Origin of the sequence: Mesorhizobium sangaii, from assembly GCF_014207355.1 — a bacterium.
Classification (GTDB): Bacteria; Pseudomonadota; Alphaproteobacteria; order Rhizobiales; family Rhizobiaceae; genus Mesorhizobium; species Mesorhizobium sangaii.
The window spans coordinates 887816-901530 of the sequence record NZ_JACHEF010000002.1; the positions used below are offsets into that span (position 1 = coordinate 887816).

The 13715-nt window shown below is 64.2% G+C and carries 20 protein-coding genes; 5 read left to right on the forward strand and 15 right to left on the reverse strand.

Annotation, left to right across the window (positions count from 1 at the left end; genetic code table 11):
- Window positions 1–94: 94 nt before the first annotated feature.
- The 8 genes from HNQ71_RS13420 to ureC form a co-directional block, all read right to left on the reverse strand.
- Window positions 95–862, reverse strand: a complete 768-nt coding sequence (locus HNQ71_RS13420; RefSeq protein ID WP_184873016.1) for a class II aldolase and adducin N-terminal domain-containing protein — start codon at window positions 860–862, stop codon at window positions 95–97.
- A 100-nt stretch (window positions 863–962) separates the two neighbouring features.
- Entirely contained in the window at window positions 963–1604 is a 642-nt protein-coding gene (gene ureG / locus HNQ71_RS13425; protein ID WP_184873017.1) for an urease accessory protein UreG, read from the reverse strand.
- Complete coding sequence (locus HNQ71_RS13430; protein ID WP_184873018.1) at window positions 1601–2041, reverse strand: DUF3995 domain-containing protein; 441 nt, start codon at window positions 2039–2041, stop codon at window positions 1601–1603. Before HNQ71_RS13430 ends, ureG begins: the two co-directional genes overlap by 4 nt.
- Window positions 2038–2709 (reverse strand): urease accessory protein UreF, encoded by a 672-nt coding sequence (locus HNQ71_RS13435; protein ID WP_184873019.1) that lies wholly within the window; start codon window positions 2707–2709, stop codon window positions 2038–2040. The genes HNQ71_RS13430 and HNQ71_RS13435 overlap by 4 nt, the downstream gene beginning before the upstream one ends.
- Window positions 2702–3307 (reverse strand): urease accessory protein UreE, encoded by a 606-nt coding sequence (locus HNQ71_RS13440; RefSeq protein WP_184873020.1) that lies wholly within the window; start codon window positions 3305–3307, stop codon window positions 2702–2704. The genes HNQ71_RS13435 and HNQ71_RS13440 overlap by 8 nt, the downstream gene beginning before the upstream one ends.
- A gap of 69 nt (window positions 3308–3376) precedes the next feature.
- On the reverse strand, window positions 3377–4012 hold the full coding sequence (locus HNQ71_RS13445) for a glutathione S-transferase family protein (protein WP_184873021.1): 636 nt from the start codon (window positions 4010–4012) through the stop codon (window positions 3377–3379).
- A gap of 114 nt (window positions 4013–4126) precedes the next feature.
- Window positions 4127–4720: a hypothetical protein gene (locus tag HNQ71_RS13450; protein ID WP_184873022.1), complete on the reverse strand. Its 594-nt coding sequence runs from the start codon at window positions 4718–4720 to the stop codon at window positions 4127–4129.
- 99 nt (window positions 4721–4819) lie between these two features.
- Window positions 4820–6535 (reverse strand): urease subunit alpha, encoded by a 1716-nt coding sequence (gene ureC / locus HNQ71_RS13455; RefSeq protein WP_184873346.1) that lies wholly within the window; start codon window positions 6533–6535, stop codon window positions 4820–4822.
- Window positions 6536–6714: 179 nt separating this feature from the next.
- On the opposite strand from ureC, the gene HNQ71_RS13460 reads away from it, so the two are divergent.
- The gene (locus tag HNQ71_RS13460; RefSeq protein WP_184873023.1) at window positions 6715–7098 is read left to right on the forward strand and encodes a hypothetical protein; all 384 of its coding nucleotides are present in this window, start codon (window positions 6715–6717) and stop codon (window positions 7096–7098) included.
- A 114-nt stretch (window positions 7099–7212) separates the two neighbouring features.
- Entirely contained in the window at window positions 7213–7707 is a 495-nt protein-coding gene (locus HNQ71_RS13465; RefSeq protein ID WP_184873024.1) for a hypothetical protein, read from the forward strand.
- A gap of 50 nt (window positions 7708–7757) precedes the next feature.
- On the opposite strand, the gene HNQ71_RS13470 is transcribed toward HNQ71_RS13465, so the two are convergent.
- The 5 genes from HNQ71_RS13470 to HNQ71_RS13490 are packed head-to-tail and all read right to left on the reverse strand — an operon-like array spanning window position 7758 to window position 10118.
- Window positions 7758–8063 (reverse strand): urease subunit beta, encoded by a 306-nt coding sequence (locus tag HNQ71_RS13470; protein WP_184873025.1) that lies wholly within the window; start codon window positions 8061–8063, stop codon window positions 7758–7760.
- Window positions 8064–8069: 6 nt separating this feature from the next.
- Window positions 8070–8657, reverse strand: coding sequence for a HupE/UreJ family protein (locus HNQ71_RS13475; protein WP_184873026.1), 588 nt, complete (start codon window positions 8655–8657; stop codon window positions 8070–8072).
- Window positions 8658–8687: 30 nt separating this feature from the next.
- A complete protein-coding gene (locus HNQ71_RS13480; RefSeq protein ID WP_184873027.1) occupies window positions 8688–8942 on the reverse strand; it encodes a DUF1272 domain-containing protein in 255 nt (84 codons plus the stop codon).
- An 11-nt stretch (window positions 8943–8953) separates the two neighbouring features.
- Window positions 8954–9256: an urease subunit gamma gene (locus HNQ71_RS13485; RefSeq protein WP_184873028.1), complete on the reverse strand. Its 303-nt coding sequence runs from the start codon at window positions 9254–9256 to the stop codon at window positions 8954–8956.
- Between the two features lie 28 nt (window positions 9257–9284).
- The gene (locus tag HNQ71_RS13490) at window positions 9285–10118 is read right to left on the reverse strand and encodes an urease accessory protein UreD (RefSeq protein WP_184873029.1); all 834 of its coding nucleotides are present in this window, start codon (window positions 10116–10118) and stop codon (window positions 9285–9287) included.
- Window positions 10119–10333: 215 nt separating this feature from the next.
- Here HNQ71_RS13490 and HNQ71_RS13495 point away from each other — a divergent pair, with 215 nt between their 5' ends.
- The 3 genes from HNQ71_RS13495 (at window position 10334) to HNQ71_RS13505 (ending at window position 12625) form a co-directional block, all read left to right on the forward strand.
- Window positions 10334–10588, forward strand: coding sequence for an acyl carrier protein (locus tag HNQ71_RS13495; protein WP_184873030.1), 255 nt, complete (start codon window positions 10334–10336; stop codon window positions 10586–10588).
- Between the two features lie 5 nt (window positions 10589–10593).
- Window positions 10594–11802: a beta-ketoacyl-[acyl-carrier-protein] synthase family protein gene (locus tag HNQ71_RS13500; protein ID WP_184873031.1), complete on the forward strand. Its 1209-nt coding sequence runs from the start codon at window positions 10594–10596 to the stop codon at window positions 11800–11802.
- A 118-nt stretch (window positions 11803–11920) separates the two neighbouring features.
- The gene (locus HNQ71_RS13505) at window positions 11921–12625 is read left to right on the forward strand and encodes a glutathione S-transferase family protein (protein ID WP_184873032.1); all 705 of its coding nucleotides are present in this window, start codon (window positions 11921–11923) and stop codon (window positions 12623–12625) included.
- 31 nt (window positions 12626–12656) lie between these two features.
- Here the strand turns inward: HNQ71_RS13505 and HNQ71_RS13510 are convergent, their stop codons facing one another.
- Together HNQ71_RS13510 and HNQ71_RS13515 are read right to left on the reverse strand one after the other, a co-directional pair.
- Entirely contained in the window at window positions 12657–13004 is a 348-nt protein-coding gene (locus HNQ71_RS13510) for a hypothetical protein (RefSeq protein WP_184873033.1), read from the reverse strand.
- A gap of 83 nt (window positions 13005–13087) precedes the next feature.
- On the reverse strand, window positions 13088–13708 hold the full coding sequence (locus tag HNQ71_RS13515; RefSeq protein WP_184873034.1) for a nucleoside triphosphate hydrolase: 621 nt from the start codon (window positions 13706–13708) through the stop codon (window positions 13088–13090).
- Between the last annotated feature and the right edge of the window lie 7 nt (window positions 13709–13715).

The following is a 13715-nucleotide window of genomic DNA, read 5'->3' on the forward strand; positions in this document are numbered from 1 at the left end:
ACGGGGAGAAATGCCCGGCAGGGCAATGAGGGGCGGCGCGACGCTGAAAGTCCTTCTCACGACGAAACAGGCGCCAGCCAGGAACCCGTGATGCTCAGTTCCGGTAGATCGGTTCCTGCTCGTCGAGGATCGCCTTCAACTCGCTGAGATGGCGCTCGGCCTGGCCGGGATAGTCGTCCATCTCGCTTGCAGTCTTCTCGGCAATCGCGTCGGAAAGCGTGCGCAGCGGGCGGCCTGTCCACAGCGCCTTGATGTAGGTCTCGGCGGCGCGCTCGAAATAGAACATCCGGTTGAAGGCATCGGCGACCGTGTCGCCGATGACCAGCACGCCGTGATTGCCCATCACCATCACCTTGACCTTGGGATCGACGAGAAGCTGCGAGCAGCGTTCGCCCTCTTCCTCGAAGGCCAGCCCGCCATAATGGGCGTCGACGACATGGCGGTTGAAGAACATCGCCGAGTTCTGGTCGATCGGCGGCAGGCGAGAATCGGCGAGCGAGGCCAGCACCGTGGCGTGGATGGAATGCACATGCATGACGCAGCGCGCGTGTGCGACATTGCGATGGATCGCGCCGTGCAGCCCCCATGCGGTCGGGTCGGGCGCGTTCGGGCCTGACAGTGTACCCGGATCGTTGGCGTCGATCATCAGCAGGTCGCTCGCCTTGATGCGCGAGAAATGCACCTGGTTGGGGTTCATCAGGAACTGCGTGCCGTCGTCGTTGACCGCCAGCGAGAAATGATTGGCCACCGCCTCGTGCATGTTAAGCCGCGCCGTCCAGCGGAAGGCACAGGCGAGATCGACGCGCTCCTCGTAGAAGGGCAGGTTGGTCAGCGTTTCCTTTTGCAGGCGGGCGATGCTCATCGAGGACACTCCGTGAAAGAGGCGAGAATGCAGCGACCGGCCCAGCCTCGCAACCGCTTTCGCTTGGTACAGCGACCGACGCCGGACGCCGATCTTCTTGCTATGTCGCCGTGCTGGCGGCGGCACCCGCCCGCAGGCCGCCATGCTCGACGATGAAGTCGATGACCTCCCGCAGTCCCTTGCCGCGCGACAGGTCGGTGAAGCCGAATGGCCGCTTGCCACGCATGCGGCTGGCGTCGCTCTCCATGACATCGAGATTGACGTTCACATAAGGCGCCAGATCGCTCTTGTTGATGACCAGGAAATCGGAGCGGGTGATCGCCGGCCCGCCCTTGCGCGGGATCTCCTCGCCCTGGCAGACCGAGATGACATAGAGCGTCAGGTCGGCGAGATCAGGCGAGAAGGTGGCGGCGAGGTTGTCGCCGCCGGATTCGATGAAGACGATGTCGAGATCGGGGAATTTCTTGTTCATCTCGGCGATCGCCTGCAGATTGATCGAGGCATCCTCGCGGATGGCGGTGTGCGGACAGCCACCGGTCTCGACACCCATGATGCGATCCTCCGGCAGCGCCTGCAGCCGGGCCAGCATCATGGCGTCTTCCTTGGTGTAGATGTCGTTGGTCACCACGGCGATCGAGAATTCGTCGCGCAGCGCCTTGCACAGTTTTTCGGTCAGCGTCGTCTTGCCCGAACCGACCGGGCCGCCAATGCCGACGCGCAGCGGGCCATTTTTCTGTGTCATGCGGGGAACTCCGTGATGGCGAGGATGGCAAAGCCGAGCCCGATCAACAGGCACAGCGGCGAGTAATAGCGCAGGTCGAGCCGCGCGAAAGGCTGCTCCGGCGCCAGCCGCCGCCACCATGGCGTGAAGCCGGCAATGCCGCGACCCAGGAACACCAGTCCGATGAGCAGCGACGTGGCGGCGAGGCCTTCCCTGGGAAAGGGCGAGGCAAAGACGCCTTCCAGCGCCAGCGGCCACAGTGTCGCCAGGGCAAGGCATGCCGCAACCGCGAAACTGGCGAACGGTGTCGGCATTTCATCGACGCCGCGAAAACCGACGACGGCGCGGGCGCATGAGGCCGCATCCTGGCCCGGCCAGATGCCGCCAATGCCCCAATAGACATGCAGCGCCGTGATCAGCAGCAGGACGAAGGATAGTGCGAAGGCGAGAAAAATCATGAACGGAACAACCGCGAATACTGGGTTTCGTGCTTCATCGCCATGATTTCGGAGACAAGGGCGCAGCCGCCGAGATCGTCCAACGTCGAGCGCGCGGCGCGGCCGGCGGTCGACAACGCCAGCGGTTCGAAGCCGGCAAGCAGTACGGTGGCCTTGCTTTGGCCAACGATGCCGAGCCGGATCGCGGCCTGGACGAGGTTGGAGAAGAAGGCTTGCAGGAAGGCGGACAGCGCATCTTGAAGCGCAATTGAATGGCCGCCTGCGATCGCGCCGACGGCGACACAATAGCCGCATTCGGCCGGCAGGCGCTCCAGCACGGGGCTGGGCCAGGCCGCCGCCGCTTTCAGGAAGGCGGCGCCTTGCAGCATGGCCTCGGTGTGGCGCTCGCGCGAACCGGCGAGCGCCTCGGCAAGTGCCGCAATCTCGTCGAGATCACCGTTGTTGCGGGCGCGCCGCCAGCTCTCGGCAAACAGCACCGCATCGTTCCAGCCCGAGCCCATCTCGACCAGCGTTTCCAGCCACCCGGCGACGCTTTCCGCATCGGCGATCAGCCCGTCATGCACCGCGCGTTCGAGACCATGGCTGTAGGAAAAGCCGCCGACCGGAAAGGCCGGCGACAGCCACGCCATCAATCGCAAAAGCGCGATGTTGGAAGGCTGGTCACTCATGATCGTGGTGGTGGCCGGCGTGGGAATGCGAATGGGAATGGGATTCGCTGTGCGAGTGGGAATGCGCTTCACCATGGCTGTGCGCGTGCGCCTCGGCGTGCGCATGGCCGTGATCATGGCTGTGCCCACCGTGGCCGGAATAGGCGCCGCGCACCGGCTTGAACGGCTCGGAGACGTCGGTCACCGTGGCGCCCAGCCCCTCCAGCATCGCCTTGATGACATGGTCGCGCAGGATGAGGATGCGCCCGGCCTCGATGCTTGCGGCGAGATGGCGGTTGCCGATGTGCCAGGCGAGCTCGGCCAGATGCACACCGTCGCGAGCGCGGATGTCGTAGACATCCTCCGGTGCCGCGATGATCTCGATGTGGCGGCCATCCTCCAGCACCAGCCGGTCGCCATCGTTCAGGGCGACCGGCTCGGGCAGGTCGACCAGCACCTTGCTGCCGTCGGCAAGTTCGATCGCCCGGCGGCGCAGATGCCGCTCGTCATGGGCGAGAACGGCACGGCCGGATGGTGCCGTGGTCCCGGCATTGCCGGCGGTCAACACCGAGACGGCGCGGGGAAATTTGGTGAAGTCGGTGCGGATATCGAGCTTCATTCCATGGATCCCCCAATAGAGTGCCGCGCGTCCTCTGGACGCGCAAAGGACGCTCTAACATTTTTGAATCTATGCATCGTGCTTTCCGAAAATCGATTCCGATTTTCGGGCCGATGCATTGGCCTGCGCCCTTGCACGGGCGGGCCGCGTCAGCACGCGGTCGAAATAGGCGTTGACGCGCTCGGACTCGATTGGGAACCGCCCGGCGCGGGCCCAGCCGCCCATATCGCCGAGCAGTACGTCGACGGCCGAAAACCGGTTGCCCAGTGCGAACGGTCTGTCGCCCAATCGCCCATCCAGCGCCTTGAGCTCGGAGGCGAAGTCGTAAGCCGCCGCGGGGCCGACATCGACCCGCACCTCCTTCGGCAGCAGGAAGCGATGGCGCAGCTTGTTCCACAACGGCGCTTCAAACTCGCTCTGGGCAAAATGCATCCAGGAATCCATCTCGGCACGCCCGGCCACGCCCGGACTGGCGCCCATGCCCTTGTCCGCGTGCTTGTCGGCGAGATAGACGCAGATCGCCGCCGAATCCGTCACCGTCAGCTCGCCGTCGATCAGGATCGGCACCTTGCCCGACGGGTTGAGCGCATAGGCTTCCGGTGAGCGCAGCTTGACCTCGACGAATTCATAGGGCTGCCCGAGTTCCTCGAGCATCCAAAGAACGCGGCTGACCCGGGATCCACGCGATCCGACGGCCTTGTACATGCGCAAACCTGCCTTTCCCGAGCAGCTTAGATGATCCCGAACGCCATCCCAATGGGCACCTGTCAAAGTGCTACAGCGTCCTTTGCGCGTCGGAACGACGCGCGGCGCTGTAGTTCAGACAATCGTGTCGAAGAGCCGCAGGATGAACGATATCTGATAGACGAGTGCGGCCGCGACGAAGGCGATGTGGAAGCGGCGGTCGCGCACCAGGATCGCGCCAATGCACAGCGCGACGAAGACCGGCGTGCGGAACAGATATTCGTTGCCGAAGCGCGCAAAATGCTCCGGGCCCTTGAGCAGCGTGTCGACCACGTCGAGCAGATAGGTCGTCGCCAGCAGGCCGAAGAACCAGGCCCGGCGCGAATAGAAGAAATCCTCGTAGCTGGTGTAGTCCAGCATCGAATCCGGAAACAAAAGTGCGCAGAGCAGGAACAGCGTGATGGCGTAGAAGATGATGAACAGGTACTTGCCGAAGGTCCAGGTCTCGATGGCGTAGAGACCGAACTCCCACCACCAGAAATGCACCAGCATCAGGAGCACCGAGGCGACCCAGGCCAGATGCACGGGATAGAGCCGGTACTGACCGGGATGCTGGACGATGCGCGCCACCCCCGACAGCAGGCGGGCGACGCCAAGCCCGATCACCATGCCCATGACGATGCGGATATGCGGAAAGATGTCGTGGGCGGAAGCGATTTCGGTGGCCATGCTTGATTACAACGGAGCTGTTTGTCGGCCGCATATTGCTGCGTGCCACCAGGGGCCGCAACGGATATTGCACCGGTCGGCTCGCTAGCCAATTCCGCATCAGAACAGAAAATACCGCTGCGCCATCGGCAGCACCGTCGCCGGCTCGCAGGTCAGCAACTCGCCGTCGGCGCGGACCTCGTAGGTCTCGGGATCGACCTCGATATGCGGCATGGCGTCGTTGAGCACCATCGAATGCTTGCCGATGCCGCCCCGGGTGTTCTCGACAGCGGCGAACTGCTTGTCGACACCGAGCCTGCCATGCAGCCCCGACTCGAGCGCCGCCTTGGAGACGAAGGTCACCGACGAGTTGGTCCTGGCCTTGCCATAGGCGCCGAACATCGGCCGGTAGTGCATCGGCTGCGGCGTCGGGATCGAGGCGTTGGGATCGCCCATTGGGGCAGCAGTGATCATGCCGCCGATCAGCACCATATCCGGCTTGACGCCAAAGAAGGCCGGGTTCCACAGCACCAGGTCGGCACGCTTGCCGACCGCGACCGAGCCGATATCCCTGGACAGCCCATGCGCGATGGCCGGATTGATCGTGTATTTGGCGATGTAGCGGCGGACGCGGAAATTGTCGTTGTTGCCGGTTTCCTGCGGCAGTGCGCCGCGCTGGCGCTTCATCTTGTCGGCGGTCTGCCAGGTGCGGATCGCCACCTCGCCGACCCGCCCCATGGCCTGGCTGTCCGACGAGATGATCGAGAACGCGCCGATGTCGTGCAAAATGTCTTCCGCCGCGATGGTCTCCTTGCGGATGCGGCTTTCGGCGAAGGCGATGTCCTCGGGGATCGACGGCGACAGATGATGGCAGACCATCAGCATGTCGAGGTGCTCGGAGAGCGTATTGACCGTGTAGGGCCGGGTCGGATTGGTCGAGGACGGAATGACGTTAGGCAGCCCGCAGACCTTGATGATGTCAGGCGCATGGCCGCCGCCGGCGCCCTCGGTGTGGAAGGCATGGATGGTCCGTCCCTTGATCGCGGCCACGGTGTTCTCGACGAAACCGGATTCGTTCAGCGTGTCGGTGTGGATCATCACTTGCACGTCGTAATCGTCGGCGACCGACAGGCAGCAGTCGATGGCCGCCGGTGTCGTGCCCCAGTCCTCGTGCAGCTTCAGCGAACAGGCGCCGCCCAGCACCATTTCCTCGAGTGCAGCGGGCAGCGAAGCGTTGCCCTTGCCCGCCAGGCCGACGTTCATCGGGAAGGCGTCGAAGGACTGGATCATGCGGGCCATGTGCCATGGCCCCGGCGTGCAGGTGGTGGCCAGTGTGCCGTGCGCCGGGCCGGTGCCACCGCCGAGCATGGTGGTGATACCGCTCATCAGTGCTTCCTCGATCTGCTGCGGGCAGATGAAGTGAATATGCGCATCGAAGCCGCCGGCGGTCAGGATCTTGCCCTCGCCGGCAATGATCTCGGTGCCCGGGCCGATGATGATGGTGACGCCATCCTGCATGTCCGGATTGCCGGCCTTGCCTATTGCCGCGATGCGGCCGTCGCGCAGGCCGATATCGGCCTTGAAGATGCCGGCGCTGGCATCGACCACCAGCGCATTGGTGATGACGGTGTCGACCGCGCCTTGCGCCCGTGACACCTGACTCTGGCCCATGCCGTCGCGGATCACCTTGCCGCCGCCGAATTTTACTTCCTCGCCATGGGTGGTGAGATCTCTCTCGACCTCGATGAACAGTTCGGTGTCGGCAAGCCGCACCCGGTCGCCGACGGTCGGGCCATACATCTGCGCATAGGCGGCGCGGGTAACTCTGGCCATCAGCGATTGCTCCCGAAATGTGGTTTGCCGAAATGTGATTTGATTGAAGCGCGGCTGCACATTGTCGCCATCCAATGGTCACGCAATGACCCGCTGGCCGACACCTTCTGATCCGATTTGACGGTTGAGGTTAGGGCGTAACCCCAAACCGACCGTTTGCCAAATCGATGGAAGGAAAATCCATGCGCAAGACGATATTGATTGCCGCCGCCGCCACGCTGATGATGGCGGGCGCCGCCAGTGCCCAGCAGCAACCCGGGCAACAGCCCGCTCCGGCGCCGACTACGCCTGCCCCGGCCGCGCCCAAGGCTCAGCCGGCCGCGCCGACGATCCAGAGCGTCAACATCGTCGACATCACGCAGCTGCCGAAGGACACCCAGACGCAGGTCAACCAGGTGATCGCCCAGCGTGGCGACGCCGGCCTGCAGAAATTGCGCAGCTCGATCGATGCCACGCCCCAGGTGAAGTCCGCGCTCGAAGCCAAGGGGCTTAGCTCGGCGCAGGTCGTCGCCGCCAGCATGCAGCCCAATGGCGCGCTGACCCTGATCACCAAGAAGGCGAGCTGATGATGCAGCGCGGCGGGCCGGCGTCCGGCCCGCCGGCTGCAGAAGGAAAGGAACCTTGGCAGGGCTGGATCCGTTTCGCCTTTTGAGTGTCGAAACAAGTCGCGAAAGTGAGCGATGACCGTCACCATCTTGCCCGACGCCCGATGGCTGCATGCCATTGCAGCGACTGCGTTTCTGTCGGTGAGCCTCCCCGACGCCGCGCTGAAAGCGCAGGGACTGGAAAGCCCGGAGACCGTCAACCGTATCGTCGGCTCGGAAGTCAAACAGGAAGAGGCCAATGCCACCGCCGAAGCCCGCAACGTCAACACGGCGATCGACCGGACGCGGGAAAACATCGGCACGGTGCGCAAGACGTCCAAGCTCGACAAGGTCGAGATCGTGCTCCTCACCGACGCGGCGCGCAGCGAAGGCGGCCCACCGCCGGTGATCCAGAGCAAGGTCAAACAGCATCAGGACGACATTGCCGAGCTGCGCAGGGAGATCGAGGGCAACGCGCTGCTGTACAACGCCATCGAGTCGCGGCGCGTGCTTGCGCAGGATGTCCTCGCCGTCGAATTCGACGATCCTGGAAAGATCGTCATCTACGCTGCCGCCAAGCCGTCGGACTGAGTGGAAATCGCCAATTATTCTTGGCCGACATGCATGAGACGCCATCGATCTCACAGCCTGCCCATCACCTTCTGCTGAAATCCGTAGACCTCACGCTTGCCGCCAAGCGGCACCAGCGTCACGTCGCGCTCCTGGCCAGGCTCGAAGCGCATGGCCGTGCCGGCGGCGATGTCGAGGCGCATGCCGCGCGCCCGGTCGCGGTCGAATCTCAGCCCCTCATTGGTCTCGAAGAAATGGTAGTGGCTGCCGACCTGGATCGGCCGGTCGCCGCTGTTGGCCACTTTCAGGGTGACAGTGGGCAGCCCCTTGTTCAGTTCGATGTCGCCGTCCTTGGTGATGATTTCGCCCGGGATCATCGTGCCTCACAACACGCCGAAGACGAGGCCGACACCGACCGCCGCGCAGGCCGCGCCGGCGGCGCGGGCCAGGCCACGGAACCTGACGCCAAGGCCGAGCCCGGCAGCGATGCCGGTGGCATGCAGCAGCACTGTCGCGATGGCAAAGCCGGCCATATATTCCAGCCCGCCGGCATTTTCCGGCACCTCGGTGCCGTGCGCGTGGCCGTGGAACAGCGCGAACAGGCCGATGATGGCGACGCCGGCCGAGACCGGCAGATCGACTGCCAGCGCCACCAGCAGCCCGAGCGCCACGACCGACGCCAATATGCCGGGTTCGACGAACGGCAGCGGCATATGCAGCATGCCGAGCCCGCCGCCGACCAGCATCACGCCGACAAAAGCCGCCGGCCAGGCCCAGACTGCCTTGCCGCCCTTGAGCGCCGCCCACAGGCCAACTGCGATCATCACCGTCATGTGATCGAGGCCGGAGAGCGGGTGCATGAAGCCGGCCATGAAGGAGGAGGTCGTGCCGATGCCGACATGGGCATAGGCCGGCATGACTGCTGCCAAGAGCAGGATCGCCGACAGGCACAGGCGTTTGGCGGACATCATTCTATTTGCCTTTCGTTTGCGAGGTGGTGGTCACGCGGCCTTGCGGGACCCGCACCCTTCAGCTTTGAGAACGCGCTTGGTCGAAGCGGGATATTTCTTCAGCATCGCCGGCGGGCGGATCGGCCGCGCCGAAAAATTGCCGCCGCAATTGGGGCAGGTGCCGCCCAAGATGTGTTCCACGCAGTCGGCGCAAAAGGTGCACTCGAAGGTGCAGATCAGCGCGTCCGCGGCCTCCGGCGGCAGGTCCTTGTCACAGCATTCGCAATTGGGACGCAGCTCAAGCATCTTTTCTCACCTCACCTGATGGGTTCGTGCACGGTCACCAGCTTGGTGCCGTCGGGGAATGTCGCCTCGACCTGCACGTCATGGATCATCTCGGCGATGCCTTGCATCACCTGCGCGCGCGTCACGACATAGGCGCCGGCCTCCATCAATTCGGCTACCGGGCGGCCGTCGCGGGCACCCTCGACGACGAAATCGGTGATCAGCGCGATCGCTTCCGGATGATTGAGCTTGATGCCGCGCTCGAGCCGCTTGCGCGCCACGATCGCCGCCATGGCGATCAGCAGCTTGTCCTTTTCCCTCGGCGTCAGGTTCATGCGCTTCCCTGGACTGGCATAGACAGACTTACAGTGACCATAATTTAGGCAACCCAGCCTTTCCGTTGAGCAATTCGACCAGCGGAACCAGCCGCTGGCGGAGCCGATAGCCGTCTCCGGCGTAGAGCCTCGCAAGAAGCTTGCCAGATTTCCTCACGCCCCAGGCACTGGCGCTGCCCTGGTCGCCGACGATCTCCAGAACCGGATCGAGCAGGGCCTCGGCCCGCGGCGACACCAGCAGCAGCGTCGCCATCGCGACCGCGCCGCCGGCAATCGCCGGGCGGTCGAGCGTGGCCGCGATATCGGGTCCGATGCGGAAATCCTCGGCATGAATGAGTTCGCCGTCCTGGCGGACGCGCCAGCGGTCATGGAAATTCCCTAGGCTGACGTGTTCGCCCATGGCCAGGCGGCCGAAGACGGTGGCCTCCAGCACCAGCGCCTCGGCCCCGACCGCAAGCTCGATGTCGAGCGTGCGGGCGAACGCCGCCTGGTCGAAGACAATGGTTTCCTGCGGCAGCCAGGCGATGCGGCCGTTTTCACCGACCGACAATTTGACCCGCACCTCGGCACGGTCGGACGCTGCCCGATAGATTTTCTCGCAGGCTTGGGTCGTGATCGATGCCGAGGCCGCCGCGCCGACATCCACGTCCCAGGCGATACGGTCGCCGCCGGTCATCCCGCCGGCGGTGTTGATCAGCACCGCTTCGAGGGGATCGGCCGAGACCGCCGGCATCCTTATCTTGGCGGCACCGTCCTGATAGAGGCGCCGCAGCCGCGTGCGACCGTCGACGACAGCGCAGGAAAGCCGAGCCGCGCCCGCGGCGCGCTGCGTCGAAATCCTGCCATGTTCGATCTTATCCATGCCAGCACGTTAAGCACTCCGGCGCCTTTGTCGATGCATGGCTTGATATAGCTTGTTGCTTGACAACGTTTCGGTTTCTATAGAGGGAACCACCTTGGTACGGTCATGCAGCGCTTGGCGGGGGTATAGAGCGAAGACGGCGGCTTGATACCGGGAGAAAAAGAGGCGCTGCTCAATTGGCGTCGGGAAACGCGACATAGTGGGGAAGAAACCGAATGGCCGACCAGCTGGCAACGGATATCATCGCGAAGATCAAGGCTCATGCCGAGCCGGGCGGCGAAGAAATCACGACCAACACTGAATTGACCTCGCTTGGTATCCATTCGCTCGAGCTGACCGAGATCATCTTCGATCTCGAGGAAGATTATGGCATCGAGATCGAGATGAACACGGTCGATGCCTGGAGCAATCTGAAGAATGTCGGCGACATGGTGGAAGCTGTTCGCGCGCTGATCGCGAAAAAAGCCTGACCTGAATGCGGCAGCGCGTTGTCATCACCGGCATGGGCGGTATTTGCGGGCTTGGCACCAACGCGCCTGCGATCTGGAATGAAATGCGCGCCGGGCGCTCGGCCATCGGCCCGATCACCAGTCCGCAGTTGCATGACCTGAAGATCAAGGTCGGTTGCGAAATCAAGACGCTTCCCGATCACGGCATCGACCGCAAGCAATTGGTGTCGATGGACCGTTTCAGCCTGCTGGCGGTGATCGCGGCCCGGGAGGCGATGCAGCAGGCCGGCCTGGCCTCGGACGAGGCCACCACCTACCGGATGGGCACCGTCGTCGGCGTCGGTGTCTGCGGCTGGGAGGCGATCGAGGAAAACTATCGCGCCATCCTGATCGAGGGCAAGAACCGCGCCGGCATCTTCACCGTGCCGAAAGTGATGCCCAGTGCCGCCTCCGGCCAGGTCAGCATGAATCTCGGCCTGCGCGGTCCGGTTTTCGGCGTCACCTCCGCTTGCTCGTCGTCCAACCATGCCATCGCCTCGGCCGTCGACCAGATCAGGCTCGGCCGCGCCGACGTGATGGTCGCCGGCGGCACCGATGCGCCGCTGGTCTGGGGCATCCTGAAGGGCTGGGAAGCATTGCGGGTGCTGGCGCCCGACACCTGCCGGCCATTCTCGGCCGATCGCCAGGGCCTGTCGCTCGGCGAGGGCGCCGGCATGGCGGTGCTGGAGAGCTACGAACATGCCATGGCGCGCGGCGCCACCATTCTTGCCGAAATTGCCGGCGCCGGCCTTTCCGCCGACGCGTCCGACATCGTCGCGCCAACCATCGAAGGACCGACGGCCGCCATGCGCGCCTGCCTGGCCGACGCCGGGTTCAATCCCGAGGATGTCGACTATCTCAATGCCCATGGCACCGGCACCAAGGCCAACGACCAGATCGAGACGGCGGCGATCAAGCGCGTCTTCGGCGACCATGCCTACAAACTGTCGGTGTCGTCGACCAAATCCATGCATGCCCATTGCCTTGGTGCATCGGGTGCGCTGGAGATGATCGCCTGCGTGATGGCGATCCGTGAAGGCATCGTGCCGCCGACCGCCAATTTTCGCGAAGCCGATCCCGATTGCGACCTCGACATCACGCCGAACGTGGCGCGTGAACGCAAGGTGCGCACGGCGATCAGCAATGGCTTCGCGTTCGGCGGCACCAATGCGGTGCTGGCCTTCAAGGCCGTCTGATCCGGCTGTTTCCATTGACCGTCCGTGCGACACTGTCGCCGCCATATTGATCAGAAGCGGTCACCCGCCTAATTCTTGCCAGCGCCGCCCGGCGCCAATCCCCGTTCAGGAGTTTTCCATGGCCGACCTGTCCGCCTTTCCGATCGCAACGCGCTGGCCAGCCAGGCATCCGGACCAGATCCAGCTCTATTCGGCCACGACGCCCAACGGGGTGAAGATATCGATCGCCCTGGAAGAGCTCGGCCTGCCCTACGAGCCGCATCTGGTCAACATCGGCAAGAACGAGAGCTGGACACCGGAATTCCTGTCGCTCAACCCCAACGGCAAGATACCGGCGATCATCGATCCGAACGGTCCGGACGGCAAGCCGATCGGCCTGTTCGAATCCGGCGCCATCCTGCTCTACCTCGCCGAAAAAACCGGCCTGCTCATGCCGGTGGACGCGGCGCGGCGCTACGAGACCATCCAATGGGTGTTCTTCCAGATGGCCTCGGTCGGGCCGATGTTCGGCCAGGTCGGCTTCTTCCACAAATTCGCCGGCCGCGAAATCGCCGACAAGCGCCCGCTGGAGCGCTATCGCGATGAATCGCGGCGGCTGATCGGTGTGCTTGACGGCAGGCTGAAGGGCCGTAGGTGGATCATGGACAATGACTTCACCATCGCCGACATCTCGCTGCTCGGCTGGGTGCGCAACCTGATCGGCTTCTACGAAGCGCGCGAACTCGTCGGCTTCGATGATTTCGCCAATGTCGGGGCTTGGCTGGAACGCGGCCTTGCCAGGCCCGCCGTGCAAAAGGGCTTGACCATCCCGGCGAAGGGATGAATCAAAGCCGGCCAGGCCTCGATAGAACTGGCTACTTCGCCTTCGCCTTGGCTTTCGAGCCGCCCTTGCCCATGACAGAGGCCGCAAGCGATGCGGTGCTTCTGGCTGCGATGACAACCGCGCCTGCCGCCACATTGGCCGCCGCCTTGACCGTGCGCATGGCGCTGCCGGACACCGAGTTGTCGGCGCTTGCCGGTTTTTTCGGCTTCGCGGCCTTCGGCGCGGTCTTGGCCGCGGCCGGCACCACTTTCTTCGGCGCTGCCTTGCCGAAAGACGGCTTGGCGTCCTTGGAACGCTCAGCGATCGCCGGACCGGCGCCTGCCTTCGATTGGGTCGCCTTGCCCTTGGCGGGCGCGGGCTTTCTTGCCTTTTGTGCCATCGGGTGGAATCCCTTTTCTGGCAGAATTGCCTGAGGGATAACGGCCTGAAAGTCTTAAGGTTCCCCTTGGAGAATCCTTAGAATCAGGCCGAAACGCCGATCACCAGGTCGGCGGCCCGGCGGCGGGCAAGCACCCGGTCGATGTTGGGCATGTCGTTGGAGGTGATCCAGGCCCGGGCATCCGCGTCGGAGCGGCCATGGCCGTGCCAGCGCTCGAGCAGCCGGCGCTCGAGCTCGTCGCGCGGCACGTCGACGAAGATCGAGAAATCGAACAGCGGTGCCAGCCGCGACCACGGCTCCTCGTCGAGCAACAGGTAATTGCCCTCGACCAGGATGAACTTGGTCTCGGTGGCGACGATCGAGGCGGCGGCGCGCGACAGTTCCATGCTGCGGTCGAAGACCGGGATGGCGATATCGGGTTCACCGGCGCGGATGCGCTTCAGCAGGGTTTCGAAGCCGGCAAAATCAAAGGTTTCCGGCGCCCCTTTTCGTGCGCGCAGGCCGCGCCGCTCGAGCACGATGTCGTCATAGTGGAAGCCGTCCATCGGCACCACTTCCACAGCACCCTCCGGCAGCAGGTCATGCAGGCTTGCCGACAATGTCGACTTGCCGGCGCCTGGCGGACCGGCAATGGCGACGACGAAGCGCCGTGCCTTGCCGGCTCGCTTGAAGATGGTGGCGGCGAGATGGGCGATTTCGGACATGAGAGCC